The organism is Serratia proteamaculans (assembly GCF_004684015.1).
Lineage (GTDB): Bacteria > Pseudomonadota > Gammaproteobacteria > Enterobacterales > Enterobacteriaceae > Serratia > Serratia proteamaculans_F.
Genome location: NZ_SRIA01000023.1, coordinates 125,733 through 141,286, shown reverse-complemented (window position 1 = coordinate 141,286; position 15,554 = coordinate 125,733). Strand labels below are relative to the sequence as shown.

Here is a 15,554-nt window from a genome sequence, read left to right as displayed (position 1 = left end):
TTACTCCTCAAAACGCATATCGTGCGGGAAAAGTCGACGTGCCTGACGCTGTAGATCGGCGGCCCGCTGGGGTTGTTGCAGTAGGCGGCTGACTGCCACCAGATTGATGTAGATATTGGCGTCCGGCCGCACGCGGATTTCGTTTTCTGCCCATTGCCGGTAATTCAGCAGCGTGGCGGCATCGCGGGTTTGCGGATATTGCAGCAGCCGCTGCAACTGGACGTCGTAGTCATAACGCACCTGCCAGGGCGTCGGCGTTATCACCTGGCTCATGGGGCCAAACTGCCGCAGGCCGGTTTTTTCCACCGCGGTAATGATCAGCGCGCTGTGCAGGCCGTTGAACAGATAGGGCAGCATCAGTGCGGCGGCGATGCCGGTCAGCAGGCGCAGCGTTTGCTGTGGGCGGTGGGGTAATCGCCAACGACGGCGTACGTCGCCAGAACGCAGGATCACCAGCAGCAACACGGCATGGGCGGCAGAAAGATAAAGTGGGTACTCCACCATCATATGCAGCAGGATCGGCAGCGCCGCCATCCAGGGAGCAGGGCGCAGTGGCAGGGCGCGAGTACGTTGTAGCAAACGCCATAACCCCCAGCAGATGATAGCGATACCGCTCAGGCTGAGCAGGCCGCCTTCAATGCCCCACAGCAAAATTTCGTTATGTGGGTGGCTGATAGCGACGCTTTCCATGCCGCTGCTTTGGGTGGTGTAGAAATGATGCAGGAAGTCGTGCTGGAAATGACCGTAACCCCAGCCAAGCCACGGGCGTTCGCCGATCATACGCAGCGCTTCTTGCCAGTAAGCCAACCGATAGAAAATCGGCTCGGCCACGGTGACTGCCCGCGTCGCGCCGTTGATCAGTATCAGCAGTAATCCGGCGGCTACCCCGGTCAGCTGCAGCAACAGGGAGAGGGCGGCGCGGCGGCGATTAAGACGGTACAACATCCACAGTTGCAGCGGTGACAGCAGCAGGGCGGCCAGCAGCCCGACGCGCGAGGCAATAACCACCAGCAACAGCGGCGCCAGCACCAGTATGCTGGCGCTCAGGCACTGCAGGACGCACGACAAGGGGCGACGGCTGCTGAGCAAATACAGGGCTAACGCCAGACCGGTAGCCATAAAGCTGGCCATCAGGTTCCATTGTTGGAAGATGCCGTAAGGGCGGTTTTTCAGGTTGTTGTAGCCTATCCAGTTGCCCGGTTGCAGCAGGCTGTATTGCACCAGGCCGAACAGGGCTTCAGTCACCGTTGCTGCCAGTAACAGAGTTAGCAGTCTGCGCCGCCCTTGGCGGCTGAGCGGGATCTGCAGCAGCGCAAAATAGGCCATGATGCCCAGTGCCAAACCCATCAGGCGCGGCAAGGCTTCACTCAGCCAGGGCTGTTGCGTCCACAGCAGCGGCAAAAATAAAATCAGGCCACCCAGCGCCAGCCGGTTAAAAAAGCCGGATACCGCCAGCGGCGGCCGGCAAAACAGCATCGCGCCGAGAATAGTCAGGGCGATAAAAATGCCACCGACCAGATTCCACGGCAGATAAAAACCGCTGCCGCCGCGATTGGGCCAGTAAATATGCATGGCAATCAGGCAATAAAATGCCGCCAGCCCGAATAACCAGGCTGCTTTGGGTTTGGACATCATCACTTATTCCTGCAGACGACGGCTTATTGGTAGGCCAGCACGAAATTGGCCACCGAGCTGAATTCGCCCTCGGTAATGGTTTTATTTTGGATCGCGCTGGGGTGGCCCTGCACATAGGCGGTGAAATTCAAAATATTGTCACCATCCTGCAATGCCACAGCGTTGGAGACCTGGTTCAAATCAATATCCGCCCCCTGATGGTCAAACAAAGCGATAGCAGCGCCGTTGGTGCCGTTGTTAATCGCCAGCTTGCCCGGCAACTCGCTGTCTTCGGTGCCGCTGAAGGTGACGTTGACGGATTTGAACACCGCCGTTTTACAGTCGGTCAGCTTGATGCTGAAGGGCACCGGGGTGCTATGGCCGTAGCGGTACAGCGTTTTGACGATTACCGTGTCCATCTCCACCACCTGATCGGCTGATTGTGGCTCGATATTGCACGGCCGGCTCACCACGGTGCCGTGGAACTGCAGCGGAGAACCAACCAACTCGGTATCCGCCACGGCCGGCAATGTTGTAAACCAAAAGGGCGTGCAACTGAGCATCGCTAAAGCGTGTAAACGCATCGTCTGTTTCTCCCTGAATTACTCGAAGGCCGCCACAATGGTGGCCGAGGCGTTAAACTCCCCTTCCGCGATTTCTTTGCCACCGTTGGCCAAGGGTGCAGCAACCAGGTTCCAACTGCCGCCGTTACCGATATTTGGCACCGGGTAAAACTCATTCGGGATAACCAGTTGGCCGTTATGTTTGATCTCGATGCCGAGATCGGTTTTATCGGTTTTAAATGCGTTATTGGTGAAAGGTGCTGGGGTACCGGAGACCGCCAGTTTGATATTCAGCGTGCCGTCCTCAAAGCTGCCGCCTTCACACTGGAAACGCACCGGAATGCTTTGCGGATAACTGGTGCCGTTCAGGTTACTGCCGCTGATTTCGCCAAACTCAACGTTGATCAACTGCCCTTCGTTCACCACGCATTTATCCGGCACGTAGAGAATGGCGGACTGAATAAATACCTGTGCCATAGGGTTGGGGCCGAAACCGCCGTCGGTCGACCCTAAGCGGCCATACATCTCGATGATCTGTCGGTCATTAATCTGTACGCCGTTGATGATTTTTTTGCGCACCCGAAAGGTGACCTTGCCTTTGGAGCCGCTTTCGTAGTTATTGATCTGTGCATAGGGCGGATTGCATGAATGCTGGTTTAACTCATTGGAGACGTTGTAAAAAGGCACGGTGACATAGGCTTTTTTATTGCCGGCGATCCAAACCTCGGCTTTTAAATCCAGGTAATCATTCAGTTGTAAATAGCCGTTGCCGTAGTCGGAAGCGGGTAACGCCGAATCCGATTTATAAAAGTGGGGGCTTTTGGGGATTGGCGTATCACAATAGGCTTTACCGGTATATTGGCCGCCTAATGAATAGGTGAATTCTTTGGTAAAACCGACCTTATTGGTAATGTTGGTTTCATTCAGGTCGATATAAAACGGCTTTGCCCCACCATCCGGCGTCACATAACCGTTGGCCCAGACGGCAGGGGCTGACAGCACTAACGCCAGCGGCAGGCAGTGGCTCAGGTAGGTTTTTTTCATAGCGTTTGCGAACCTCACAGGTAAATCACCTGAATATGTGCCACACCGGAAAAACCGGCTGCCATTACCGCCCGCTGCGTGGATTCCACGCTGGCGCTGAACCACAGCGTATTGCTGCCGGGCTGCAGAATGTAGGGGCGACTTTGCTGGTTGAGTGCCAGCGCACGGCCTTGCTGATCCTTGAGCCGCAGGCCGATGCCCTGTACGCCGCCGTTAAGTTTCAGCAGCTCCGGGTTGTTGACATCGCTGTCGCCGAGAAACACCAGCGTGGCAGCCTGTTCACCCTGTAAATAAAGCTGCCCGGCATCACCGTTGCGTTGCCCTGCCGGGTTATCCGCCAGCGCTTTGGCACCCAGCAGGCAGTTGCGGAAAGAGAGGCGAAAGCGCACCGGCGTGCTCTGATCGCCGGCATTCTGGAAGTCACGCGCGTTAACGTCACCCAGATCAATCGATTGATCCTGGCTGTCCGGCGTCAGGCTGCAGGGGGAACTGAGCAGGCCGCCATGAAAGCTGACGGTGCCGGTGGTGCCTTGGATCACGCCCAGTGGCGTCGCCGCCGCGGCGCTGCCGGTGAACAGCAACGCGCCGAGCAGCAGGGGCCGCAGGCGGCCGCCGGTGAATTCAGCCATGCGCTATCTCCTTATTTTTTGCTATCGGGCACGGCGTTGCAGACGCTGCCGTTGCAGGCGAAGCGCAGCTCCGGATGGCCGCCGTAGTCATTGATATAGCTGATGACAAAGCCGTTGAGGCCAGAGTCACTCAGCTTGAGGGTTTCGCTGGATTTTGGCTTGAGCATCACCGGCTGGAAGCCACTCAGTGCGCCGCCGCCCTGTTTCTGCGTCTGACGGGTCATACCGGTCAGGGTGATATAAAAAGGCGTGGGGTTTTCAACGGTGAAACCGCCGGTGCTTTTGTGAAACACCAGCTTCTCCTGCCACACTTCGCCTTTCGGCGCGACGATGGCCTTCGGGCGATAAAACAGTTTGATCTGGGTTTGCAGCGCCAACTGCATCACATTGGTTTTGCTGCTTTTCGGCGGGATCTCGCGCAGGTTGAAATAGAACACCGATTCACGATCCTGCGGCAGGCGATCGGCCTCCGGCGTCTTGGTGATACGTACTACGCTGCGTTCGCTGGCTTCAACCCGTTGCAATGGCGGCAACACCACCAATGGTGAAGTGACTTTCTGGTGCTGCTCGTTTTCCAGCCAGGACTGCGCCAGGAATGGCAGTTCCTTGTTTTCATTGACGATATTCAGGCTTATCGATTTTGCGTCGCTGAGGTAAACGGCACGGGTGCGATCCAGCGATATCGCCGCGTTGGCGGCGGGGATTGCAGCGGCTAATGCCAGGCCCAGCGTGGCCATTTTTGCTAACGGAAAGTTATTCATCATCTTCAATTCTCTGCGTTACGGATTACAGTTTGGCGCACGGCAGCAATAGCTGATCCAGCGGCTTGGCGGCGCCCGGTATGACAATGCGGCACTGGCGCTGGCCTTCCCAGGCGACGTCCAGTTGCTCTTGCGGCTGCACGCCGGTCAGGTAGACCGAGCCGCCGTCGTTCACTACGGCCACTTCACGGCCACGTTCGCTCAGCACCGTGGCACCGAATGGTGGCTCACTGCCGTCGGCCAGTTTGATGGTGGCCAGCAGCTTGCTGCCTTTCACTACCTCAAAGTGGCGATAGCCGATGGCTCCCTCGGTCAGCGTGCCCTGAACTACGGCCCGGGTCGCCTCCACGTCGTCTGCCAAGGTATTGACGTCGATGCGGGTGTCGGTGTTGTAGTAACTGGTGATGTCGGAGATCACTGCCAGACCGAAGCGGTTGCTGTAGGCACGACCGTTGTTGATTGGCACCCCGGCGATGCCGTCGGTATCGAGCATCATCCGGCTACCGCCGTTGCTGGAGTTTTGATGTGCGGCTACGCCATGTCGGGTGGCAGTAATGCCGCTGCGGAAAGTACCGCCGATCGACGAATAGCTGTCCTGTTGGTAAGAGGCACTGGCATTGAGTGTGCCAAACGAGGCGTTATGGCTGTAGTAACCCCGGGCCAGTGATTTTCCTGACTGGTTAAAGCCACCGCTCACCTGCCAGGTGTTGTTCGGATCGGTGTAGTCGTTGTAGGACGCCATCTGCGTTACGTCGCTGTTGCTGGTTTGCAGCGAGTAACCCACCCGACGGCGATCGCCAATCGGCACGCTGAAGTTCACCATCACGCTGTCGTCGGTGCGGCCGTGATAAGTGGTGCGATAGGCCGACAGCGAGGCGGTGATGTTGCTGACATTGCCGACGTTGAACAGTTTGCTGGCAGACAACCCGTAACGATCCTGCGCCCTGGCATCCCAATAGGTTTGGTGCGAATAGGTCAGGTAAGCGGTGATCGCCTTGGCGCTGTCTTCCGCCATAAAGGTTTTGCTGGCGGTAATGGTGTACAGCTCTTTTTGGCGCCCGTCGTAGCGCTCGTCGTAATCGTTGTAGCGTTCCTGCAGATACTGCGACATGTTCATGAATTTGCGCTGTGAGAAGCGGTAGCCGGCAAAGGTGATCTGGCTGTTCATCTCATCAAAGCGCTTGGCGTAGTTGACCTTGAACGACAACCCACTGGCGGTTGGCTCATTGGGCAAGCGGGCGATAGACTGCGTCACGTCCACCGACATGGCGCCAAACACGTTCAGGTCACGGCCCAGGCCGAGTGCCCAGGCGTTGTAATCGCCGCCAAGCAACGCGCCGCCGTACAGCGACCAGGCGCTGGTTAACCCCCAGGAGAAATCACTGGCGGAGAACAGCGGCCCTTGGGTACGGTGATCGTAAGCCGAGGGCTTGCCCACTGCGACGTTGTAGCGGACATAACCGGGGCGCGTCAGGTAAGGAATAGTGGCGGTGTCGACCTGGAAGGTCGATACGCTGCCGTCTTGTTCTTCTACCTTCACATCCAGCCGACCGCGTACCGAACTGTTGAGATCTTGAATGGCAAAGGGACCGGCAGGCACGGTGGTTTCGTACAGCGTGCGGCCTTCTTGCGACACGGTTACCTTGGCGTTGCTTTTGGCAATGCCGCGCACTTCCGGCGCATAACCTTGCAGGTTTGGCGGCAGCATACGCTCGTCACTGGCCAGGTTAAGGCCGGTGAAGCGGTAGGAGTCGAACACGCCCGAATCGAGGAAGATTTCGCCGAGGGTCAGCTTGGCGGCCTGCATCGGCAGTGCGCGATAGGCGTAAATCTGGTTCCAGTCGAAATTACTGTCACGCTCACCGGCCTGCTGATTGTAATTGGCCTGATAGTCGGCGCGCAGACGCCAGGCACCCAGGTTGGCGCCGACCGTCCCGTAGCTGCTGAGGTTTTCTGCGGTGTTGTTATTGTGGTTTTGCTTACCGACCTGGCCGCTGATGCTGTAGTCCAGCAACAAGCCAGGGATGCCGTCATCCCACTGTTCCGGTGGCGTCCAGTCCGGATCGGAATATTTCATCCAGGCCTGTGGAATGGTGATTGCCAGCACGCCTCCGCCGATGCGGTCGGAAATCGTGGCCCCTTTAATGCCACTGATATCGGCGCAGCTGTTGTCGTGCCACAGGGTGACTTTTTTGACCACTTCATCTTTCAGCGCCATTTTTTCTATCAGATCGGGCGGCAGACAGACACGGGAACGATCCTTTTGATCCGGCGACGGGTAATACTGGATGCTGCGCTGCGGCAGAGTTTTCTGGTTGATCTTGATATCCAGCAGATAGGCACCCGGCATGACGTAATCGGCGTCGGAAAAACGCGATAAATCCACTTTGCTGCGATCGCCAATATCTAATACGTCGGTATTAAATTCCGTGGCGGAAAAAGCCGAAGGCACCCAGAGGAAAGATAGAATGACGGTGAGGGGTATTTTTTTCCGTGTCAGTAATGACGTCATAGCATAATCACTCATGGCAAATCCGCGCCCAATAGCAGGTCATCCTGTACGACCTGAATACGTAATACGTGATGTCATTCAGTGCCCTGTGAAGGCACCCGCCTAACGAGGCGCTACAGATAAGACAGGGTGAATTTCGCCAGAGAGCTGAATCCACCGGCTCTGGCCCTGTCAGGGTGAATACGTAGCTGAGCGCTAAAGCGCAGCGTATTGTCGCCGGCGACAATCTGGTAATCCGCCGTGGTGCTGCCCAGAGGGATCGGGGTACCGGCAGCGGTCAGCAGCTCAATGGCCACGCCTTGTGCTTCGCCGTAAACGGCCAATAATTCGGGATCCCGGCTGTCAGCCGTGCCGTCGAAGGTGACGTTTGCTGCGCGGTAGATAAAGTCGGGTTTTACCTGGCTGGCCAATTCGCAATTCACCAGCTTGATCTCAAAATTACGGCGGCTGCCGATCAGTACTGGCTGTGCACCCAGCGCGGCATCGGTCATGGATATCAGCCCGAAATCAACGGTCTGGTCCAGGCTTTCGCCGGCAATCCCACAGGGGGTTTCGACGATCTCGCCACCCAGATTGAGCGTGCCGTGGCCCTGATTTTTTGCCGTCGCCTCGGCGCTGCAAACGCTGAGCGCGATAAGCACTACGCCCCAAATCCGCTTGGTCATGCTGGCTCTCCCTGTTGCCGTTGGTGCCGTTACCCAATATCCGTGCAGGTAAAGCGGGGATACCGCAGTGATATCCCCAGCGAGGGATTACAGGTAAGCCAGAGTGAAGTTTGCAACGCTGGTGAACTCGCCTGGAACCACGGCGCCAGAAGCGCTGCTGCCTTGCAGATAAGCGGCGAATTTCAGGGAGTTATTGCCTTCGGTCAGGCCCTGACCATCAGTCGCAGTGCCCAGCTCAACGTCTTTGGAGTGCAGGTTGTCATAGATCATGATGCCAGCGCCGGTTGCGGTGCCGCTCAGAGCCAGCAGTTTGCTGTTATCTGGATCCGGAGTGCCGGTGAAGGTCACCTGGACGTTCTTCATGGTGGCGATGGAACAGTCTTTCAGTTCAATGCTGAATGGCTCAGAGCTGGATTTACCTTCTTTTGCCAACAGACGGCTGCTGATCTGGCCCATTGGCACAGTTTGGTCAACAGATTCCGGTGCTACGCTGCATGGCGCATCAATAATTTCACCGGTAAAGGTGACTTTACCGCTACCCTGGTTAGATGCGGCATGAGCAACAGATGCAGAAGCGAAAGCAATCACGGTTGCCAGCATTAATTTATTCAGTTTCATTTCTCAAGTTCCTGTAGAGAGTATTTAAATAAAAAGAACAGCACATCTAAATCCCCCACAGCGGCAGCAACTTCATGTCACTAACGCGGTAGTTGGAGCCAGATCCTTTTGCTCTGGGCAATACGCCACCGCCCGTTATTCATGAGTGAATAACGAAAGGTTTTGTAAGTCGAATAGGCGAAATCCATAAAATTAAAATAGGTATATCGCCGTAGCGTTTTGCTGGGATTATTCTTGCAAATAATAGGCGTGATTGGAAATAGCTTTTATTAAGTTAAGTCAAATACAGAATATAAATCCAAAAGGAAAAAGAAATATATATGATTGAAAATCAATAGATCGTATACAATTATTATCCAGAATAAATGACTATATAAATAGCAATATGCGAGATATTAGATCGCCATAATTAGTCTTCACACTACAATTAACAATATTGTTTTGATAATATCGCCCTTAGACAGCAGATGATGAATTTTGGCTGTTAATCGTAAGTTAAAAGTTAACTATTTGTTTTTAAAGGTATATAAGCTATAGGTACTGGCTTTGGATGCGGCTTTTATTCATGGTGACGCGGCCAATTCCCTTCGCGTGGTTAACAAATTTATAACAACATGGTTGGCTGTCGGATTATTACCAATATCCGCCTGTTGCTGTGCTCTTTTGTTATTTAACCCGTTAGGATTAATCAGAGATGGTGAACTCTGGCCGGGCTGCGCGACATAATAATGACCTAAGTGATAATTAAGGGATGATAAACGGAATGATTACCATAATTAATGATTCAACTCGCCGTTCTACCGCTGTTATGGTTGCGTTGATAATGACCAGTTTACTGTTATCCGGATGTGCAGGAAAAAATAGCACTGGAGCCGTTGCCGTGAAAAAAGTTTCACAGAATAATCCTAAGGAAAACACCGATGAACAACGAATTACGCTTTGTCAGCAACGGGTCAATTCACTTAAAAATATTAATCCGCAAAGCTACCAGAAAAGGATGGCTTATTTTAATGGGCTGTTATCCAACGCCTCCGGATATGCCGGCATTCGCAGTAATGTTGATGAGAGCACCCGTAAGGCTATAGACGCACTTTATAAATACAAGACCGAGAAGTTCTGCGCTGACGTTGAATATGAGCTGATGTCCAGTCTGTCCAGCCGGGTGGAGAGCCTGTAGCCATGAAAAAGTACGCGGAAGGAGCCGCGGCTTTACTGCTGTTGATCGCAGGAGGCACCGCGTTAGCGGCAGGTAATGCGTCAGGCGGGGATGACGGCATCCCTGCATTGCTGAAATTTGCCGAGCAACAGCAGATGGTGCCGGTGATGGAAACAGTGCCACCGACGCCCAAACCGGTGGTCAGCAAGCCAAAACCTGCGCCCGTTTCGCGTGGGGATAGCGCCCGGCTAATGGCGTTGAATCAGGCGATGCAGCAGCAGGCCGACACTATCCACCTGTTGGAACAGCAGTTGGCGATTCAGGCTAAGACAGCGGCGCCGGTACCGGAACCCAAGGCGGCACCTGTGGATATCAGGCCACTGGTGGCGGCGTTGAAAGGCGTTCGCCGGGCCATTGCTACACCGCCGGATCTGATTGCCATGGCGGCAGCACTGGCGCGGCAACAGCGGTTGGTCGCGGAGCAAGACCGGCAATTGCAACAGCTCAAGCACCAGCTTCAACCCCCAGGGTTGGTCAGTGAGACAGATAAACAGGCTTACGCCGCCGGGGTTTCGCTCGGACGAGACATTCTGCGGCTGCAGGAAGAGAACCGACGGCTGGGGATTGAGGCCGATCGGTCACGCCTGCTGGCGGGTATTGGCGATACGCTGGCGGGCAAACCTCGGCTGGACAACGCCGCTATCGACACTGCTCTGCAGGCTGCAGACGCTGCATTGCAGCAGGCCCGGCAACAACGGCAACAGAGCCTACGGCAGGATGGCAAAGCTTATCTCGCCGATTTTGCCAAACAGCCGGGGGTACAAAAGGACGCGCTCGGTTTCTATTACCGCGTGGATTACGCCGGTAGTGGGCAAATAGCCGCAGGCGACAATGTCGATATTGTGGTGCGTGAAAGTCTGCCCGACGGGCAGGTGATCAAGGATATGGAGTTGGCCGGCACGGTGATCTCACAGCCCCTGGCGCAGTACCCGCCGCTGTTCCGCGCCGCTATCGGCAAACTTAACAAACACGGGTCGATGACTCTGGTGGTGCCGGCGGCGTTGGCCTATGGCGATAAGGGAAGCCCACCCGCCATACCCCCTGGGGCCACCATGATTTATACCCTGCGCGTGGCCGACGCCTTGCCGCAGGACAGGAGCAGGCAAAAGTAACTCAAGGAGAACGCGATGGCCAAGGTGCCGATAACATATGAAATCAGGAAGTCACATATGCTAAACGTGTTACGAAAACTGTGCATGGAGCGTGCGTCCGGGGTCGGTGGACAGCATCCGCCAGCGCCGGAACACTGGCCCAAAACCAGGGAGTTGGCGGATAAATGCGGTGAGAATATTTACACTACGCGTACGTTGCTATTGGCATTGGAAAAAGAGGGCAAGGTGAGTTGTACCCATCGCAGTATCAATAACTCGTTGCGCTGGTATATTTGTGCATCACCCAAAAAACTGTAGTTCCTTTCCTGTTTTGTGTTTTTGACTACCTTTCACAGCAGAGATTTATAGGGCTGACGGGGCAAAATGCCTCTCAGCCCGTTTCCTTTGTTACCACCGATGACCAGCCATTGTCAGTGCATTTTTTTAAGCTCTATACTGGTGGCCTGAGCAGCAATATTTTCATGAGGGATGCAGATTTATAATGAAGGAAAGCAAAGAAATACTGTTATTGGATGATATTCATTATCAAATAGATGAGCAGGTTATTCTGGACTCTGTCTCTTTCGGCCTGAGTCAGGGCGAATTTAAACTGATTACCGGGCCGTCTGGTTGCGGAAAAAGTACCCTGCTTAAAATCATCTCTTCGCTGATCGACCCGACCCGGGGAAAAATTATCTTTGCCGGCAAGGCCATCACTGACATACCGCCGGAAGAATATCGCCAACAGGTATCTTACTGTTTTCAAACCCCCTCGCTGTTTGGCGATAGCGTGTATGACAATATTGCGCTGCCCTACCAGATCCGTAAGCAAAAACCGGACGAGAAAAAAATGCAGGCCGATCTGGTGCGCTTTGGGCTACCGGAAAATATGCTGCAAAAAAGCGTGAACGAATTGTCGGGCGGAGAAAAACAGCGTATTTCCTTGATTCGTAACCTGCAGTTTATGCCCAGGGTGTTGTTATTGGATGAGATCACCAGCGCGTTGGACGAAGATAATAAGCGCAACGTTAACGAAATTATTCATCAGTTGGTGGCGCAGCATGGGGTAGCGGTGCTGTGGGTCACGCATGATAAAGACGAAATTAAACATGCGGATGATGTGATTACCCTGAGTGCGCAGGGTGCACGCGCACAGGAGACAACCCATGAACCAGCATAATATCAGCAATGACTCCCTGGTGCTGTCGATGGTATTGGTGATGATTGCCATTTTCATCAGCCATAAAGAAAAGTTGGCGCTGGAAAAAGACATTATCTGGAGCATTTGCCGGGCGGTGGTGCAGCTGATTATTGTCGGCTATGTGCTGAAATACATTTTTGATGTCAACAACGCCATTCTGACGGTACTGATGGTACTGTTTATCTGTTTTAACGCCGCTTACAACGCGCAAAAGCGCAGTAAATATATCAGTCATGCGTTCATGACATCGTTTATCGCCATCACCACGGGTGCGGTGCTAACGCTGGTGGTGCTGGTACTGACCGGCTCGATAGAATTTACCCCGATGCAGGTGATCCCGATCTCCGGCATGGTGGCCGGTAATGCGATGGTGGCGGTCGGATTGTGTTACAACAACCTGGGGCAGCGTTTCAAAAGCGATCAGCAGAAGATTCAGGAAATGCTCAGCCTGGGGGCATCGCCGAAGTTTGCTTCGGCTGCGCTGATCCGCGACAGCATCCGCGCTTCGTTGATCCCGACGGTAGACTCGGCCAAAACCGTCGGCCTGGTCAGCCTGCCGGGCATGATGTCCGGTCTGATTTTCGCCGGTATTGACCCGGTGAAAGCCATTAAGTACCAGATTATGGTGACCTTTATGCTGCTTTCCACCGCCAGCCTGTCGACCATTATCGCCTGCTACCTGGCCTACCGTAAGTTTTACAACGCCCGTCACCAACTGGTGGTGAGCACGCTGAAATAGCGTCATAAAAAAATTGGTAGGGGCGAGCATGCTCGCCCCTTACGCTATAGCTATTACCCTTGCAGCAGAGCGATACTCTGGCGGATTTCACGTTCGATATCCGCCTCTGTCCAACTATCGAGCTGCGAAGAGAACGGTTCGAAGGCGTAGATGCCGGTGTAGCCCAGGCGTTCCAGATTCTGCACCTGCTTTCTGCTCTCCAGCCGATCCTGTTGGCTAAGCATAATGCGCTCTTCGTCGCTGAGCGTGCTTTTGCTCCGCGCATCCTCCACCCCGGAAAGGTGTACCAGACCGATACCCTCAATCTGAATCTGCTCATCAAACTCAGGCTGGGCCACATCACTTAAATAGTGGTGGAAGGTATCCAGTACGATCTTGTAAGGCGCGCCGGAATCGCGAATCAGGGATTGCGTCAGCAGCGATGAGCGCAGCGAACTGATGCCGAACCCCAGCGGCTCGACGTAGCCCTGCACGCCGTATTGCTTAAACAGCGGTGCCAGCAGCTTCAGCGCCGCCAGCGTATCGGTTTTTTTCTGTTCTTCACTGCGGCCGTCGTCCGCGCTGCAGTGTGGGCACAGCACCAGCGCCTGACTATGGATCGCTTGAGCCTGCGTCAGCAGTGCCTCGGCGTTTTTCAGCAGCCCGGCTTGATCGTCCAGCAAGTTAAACTTGCCGAGGGCGTTAATGGTGACGATTTTGATACCGTATTTGGCCGCCAAAGCATTTAATTGATCGTTGCTCAGGTTATCCGTCACCTTGCCGCTCGGCATATCGTTGCGTAGCTCAACTTTGCTGAGCCCGCATTTTTTTACCAGGCTGAAAAACGACTCCAAATCGAGATTGGGTGCGATCTTGCGGTTGATACAAAAACGGTCTGGCGCAATGGTCATGATGCATTACTCCTGGATAGTTTGATAAAGCCTGAGAGTTGCCGACTTACAGCGGCGTTCGTTGTGTTTCGGGTTGCGGCTGGCGATAGCGTTTAGCCATCACCACGTCTTCCATTTTTTCCAGAGAGACGCCTTTGGTTTCCGGAATATAGCGGCTGATAAACCAGTAGCTAAACAGGCAGCAGGCGGCAAAGACCCACATCGGGAAGGCACCATGGAAGCTGGAGAACAGATAAGGGTTGTCGTTGATCATCGGGAAGCTCTGTGAAACGACAAAGTTGGCCAGCCACATGCAGCCGACGGCAATGCTCATACCCTGGGCACGCATACGATTGGGGAAAATTTCTGACACCAGAACCCAGGCGCCGACTCCCCAGGACAGAGCGTAAAACACCATAAAGAACAGCATGCCGAACAGGGCAAAGTAGCCGGTTGCCTGGGTGTAAAGCGCATAAGAGGTGATCAGCAGCCCGGCAATGGCGCCAAGGGTGCCGTAGCGCATCAACGGAATGCGGCCCATTCGATCCATCAGCATGGCGCCGATCACTGAACCAACCAACTGCAATACACCAATCCAAATGGTCTGGAACAGCGCCTCCTGGGCGTTTTCGGTAACGGTTTTCAGCACCATTGGCGCGTAATACATCATCACGTTGACGCCGGTGACCTGCTGCAGCATGGCGATCATGCAGCCAACAAACAGAATGAAGCGCACCCGTACATCGCTGAAGTTCAGCTTTTGCCGGCTTTTTTGCTGGTCCTGCTGGAGTGAGTCTTTGATTTCCTGCAATACACTTTGTGCATGAGCAGCATTGGAGACTTTGGTCAACATCGCCAAAGCCTGACTGTCACGGCCGACCATCACGCTCCAGCGCGGCGATTCCGGAATGATAAACACCAGCATCAGGAACAGCATGCAGGGGATCACTTCCGACCCTATCATCCAGCGCCAGCCCATTTCCACCAGCCAGGCTTCGCTGGCGATGCTGGCGATTTTGAAGTTAACGTAGAAAATCACAATTTGACCGAACACGATGGCGAACTGCTGCATGCTGAGCGCGCGGCCACGCATATCTTTTGGCGAGACTTCCGACATATACATTGGTGAGACGGTGGCGGCAATGCCCACGGCCAGACCGCCAATAATGCGGTAAATCACAAACCAGGTGAAGGTGTTGGCCAGGGCGGCACCTACCGCTGAGATAGTGAACAGCACTGCCGCCAACATCAGAGCCTTTTTGCGGCCGTAACGCGCAGCCAACGGCCCGGCACCGAAGGCACCCACCACACAACCGATAACCACGTTAGAGACTGCCCAGCCGGTTTCTGCCGGGCTGAGATCAAAATAGGTTTTTAGGGCATCGATAGCGCCGGAGATCACGGCGGTGTCATAACCGAACAGAATGCCGCCGAGTGCCGCAATGCCGCAAATTCGCAGTATGTACCCGGTGTTGTGCTTACGCTGATGTGACATGTGTTGCTCCGATTTTTTTCCTGGCTTCCACCCGCGCAGTAGGTCGTAGGGAAGAGGGAGGCGGAAGGGTGTGAACCGTGCCTGTCATCAAGGCGGTGATATTCGAAAGAATCTTCGCTAAACAAGAACATTTATTTCATAATTAGTGAATAATGAAATATTGATTTTTAGATCCAGTTCAAAAAAAACCGCAAACAGCCGACAAGCGTTGCCGGGCGATCCTGTTGCTTCAGGTTTCGCTATATTGTCCGGTGGGCTGCCTATTTCTGTATAAAAGTCAGGGCTAATTCCCGCGGCTCGACGGATAAGGGGTATGGCGAGTTTTTTCCGGCATGAAATGGCTTTGCACAAGGGCATGGCAAAACTGCGACCTTCCGCACTAAAAACAAATTTTCTAAAATAATTTATTTGAAACTTTTTTTTCAATGAAATAGAGTTTGCTTCATCCGGTCAGGATTTAGCCTGCTTGTGGGCCGTTTCCGGCAGGCGGTGTGATGAAAACGCTACGGCGTGCGGCGGTGCCGCAGGCGGTCAGGC

At 54.3% G+C, this 15,554-nt stretch carries 15 protein-coding genes; 5 read left to right on the top strand and 10 right to left on the bottom strand.

Annotation, left to right across the window (positions count from 1 at the left end; genetic code table 11):
- From E5C26_RS23535 to E5C26_RS23500, 8 genes are all read right to left on the bottom strand, one after another.
- Positions 1–1,635, bottom strand: a complete 1,635-nt coding sequence (locus E5C26_RS23535) for a PglL family O-oligosaccharyltransferase (protein ID WP_135318413.1) — start codon at positions 1,633–1,635, stop codon at positions 1–3.
- A 23-nt stretch (positions 1,636–1,658) separates the two neighbouring features.
- Positions 1,659–2,198 carry a fimbrial protein gene (locus tag E5C26_RS23530; protein ID WP_135318412.1) on the bottom strand — a complete coding sequence of 180 codons (540 nt, stop codon included), beginning with the start codon at positions 2,196–2,198 and terminating at the stop codon, positions 1,659–1,661.
- 18 nt (positions 2,199–2,216) lie between these two features.
- On the bottom strand, positions 2,217–3,221 hold the full coding sequence (locus E5C26_RS23525) for a fimbrial protein (RefSeq protein WP_135318411.1): 1,005 nt from the start codon (positions 3,219–3,221) through the stop codon (positions 2,217–2,219).
- Positions 3,222–3,235: 14 nt separating this feature from the next.
- Positions 3,236–3,850 (bottom strand): fimbrial protein, encoded by a 615-nt coding sequence (locus E5C26_RS23520; protein ID WP_135318410.1) that lies wholly within the window; start codon positions 3,848–3,850, stop codon positions 3,236–3,238.
- An 11-nt stretch (positions 3,851–3,861) separates the two neighbouring features.
- Positions 3,862–4,587 (bottom strand): fimbrial biogenesis chaperone, encoded by a 726-nt coding sequence (locus E5C26_RS23515; RefSeq protein ID WP_167796698.1) that lies wholly within the window; start codon positions 4,585–4,587, stop codon positions 3,862–3,864.
- Between the two features lie 49 nt (positions 4,588–4,636).
- Positions 4,637–7,138, bottom strand: a complete 2,502-nt coding sequence (locus E5C26_RS23510; protein ID WP_206194306.1) for a fimbria/pilus outer membrane usher protein — start codon at positions 7,136–7,138, stop codon at positions 4,637–4,639.
- Between the two features lie 98 nt (positions 7,139–7,236).
- The gene (locus tag E5C26_RS23505; RefSeq protein WP_135318408.1) at positions 7,237–7,788 is read right to left on the bottom strand and encodes a fimbrial protein; all 552 of its coding nucleotides are present in this window, start codon (positions 7,786–7,788) and stop codon (positions 7,237–7,239) included.
- An 87-nt stretch (positions 7,789–7,875) separates the two neighbouring features.
- A complete protein-coding gene (locus E5C26_RS23500) occupies positions 7,876–8,406 on the bottom strand; it encodes a fimbrial protein (RefSeq protein WP_006317526.1) in 531 nt (176 codons plus the stop codon).
- A 763-nt stretch (positions 8,407–9,169) separates the two neighbouring features.
- Here E5C26_RS23500 and E5C26_RS23495 point away from each other — a divergent pair.
- From E5C26_RS23495 to fetB, 5 genes are all read left to right on the top strand, one after another.
- A complete protein-coding gene (locus E5C26_RS23495) occupies positions 9,170–9,583 on the top strand; it encodes a hypothetical protein (RefSeq protein WP_135318407.1) in 414 nt (137 codons plus the stop codon).
- A 2-nt stretch (positions 9,584–9,585) separates the two neighbouring features.
- Complete coding sequence (locus E5C26_RS23490; protein WP_135318406.1) at positions 9,586–10,734, top strand: FKBP-type peptidyl-prolyl cis-trans isomerase N-terminal domain-containing protein; 1,149 nt, start codon at positions 9,586–9,588, stop codon at positions 10,732–10,734.
- Between the two features lie 15 nt (positions 10,735–10,749).
- On the top strand, positions 10,750–11,031 hold the full coding sequence (locus tag E5C26_RS23485; RefSeq protein WP_135318405.1) for a FaeA/PapI family transcriptional regulator: 282 nt from the start codon (positions 10,750–10,752) through the stop codon (positions 11,029–11,031).
- Positions 11,032–11,215: 184 nt separating this feature from the next.
- Positions 11,216–11,893 carry an iron efflux ABC transporter ATP-binding subunit FetA gene (gene fetA, locus E5C26_RS23480; protein WP_135318404.1) on the top strand — a complete coding sequence of 226 codons (678 nt, stop codon included), beginning with the start codon at positions 11,216–11,218 and terminating at the stop codon, positions 11,891–11,893.
- On the top strand, positions 11,880–12,653 hold the full coding sequence (fetB, locus tag E5C26_RS23475) for an iron efflux ABC transporter permease subunit FetB (RefSeq protein ID WP_135318403.1): 774 nt from the start codon (positions 11,880–11,882) through the stop codon (positions 12,651–12,653). The genes fetA and fetB overlap by 14 nt, the downstream gene beginning before the upstream one ends.
- A 53-nt stretch (positions 12,654–12,706) precedes the next feature.
- Here the strand turns inward: fetB and E5C26_RS23470 are convergent, their stop codons facing one another.
- Positions 12,707–13,543 carry a TIM barrel protein gene (locus E5C26_RS23470; protein ID WP_135318402.1) on the bottom strand — a complete coding sequence of 279 codons (837 nt, stop codon included), beginning with the start codon at positions 13,541–13,543 and terminating at the stop codon, positions 12,707–12,709.
- A 46-nt stretch (positions 13,544–13,589) separates the two neighbouring features.
- Entirely contained in the window at positions 13,590–15,017 is a 1,428-nt protein-coding gene (locus E5C26_RS23465) for a sugar porter family MFS transporter (protein ID WP_135318401.1), read from the bottom strand.
- Between the last annotated feature and the right edge of the window lie 537 nt (positions 15,018–15,554).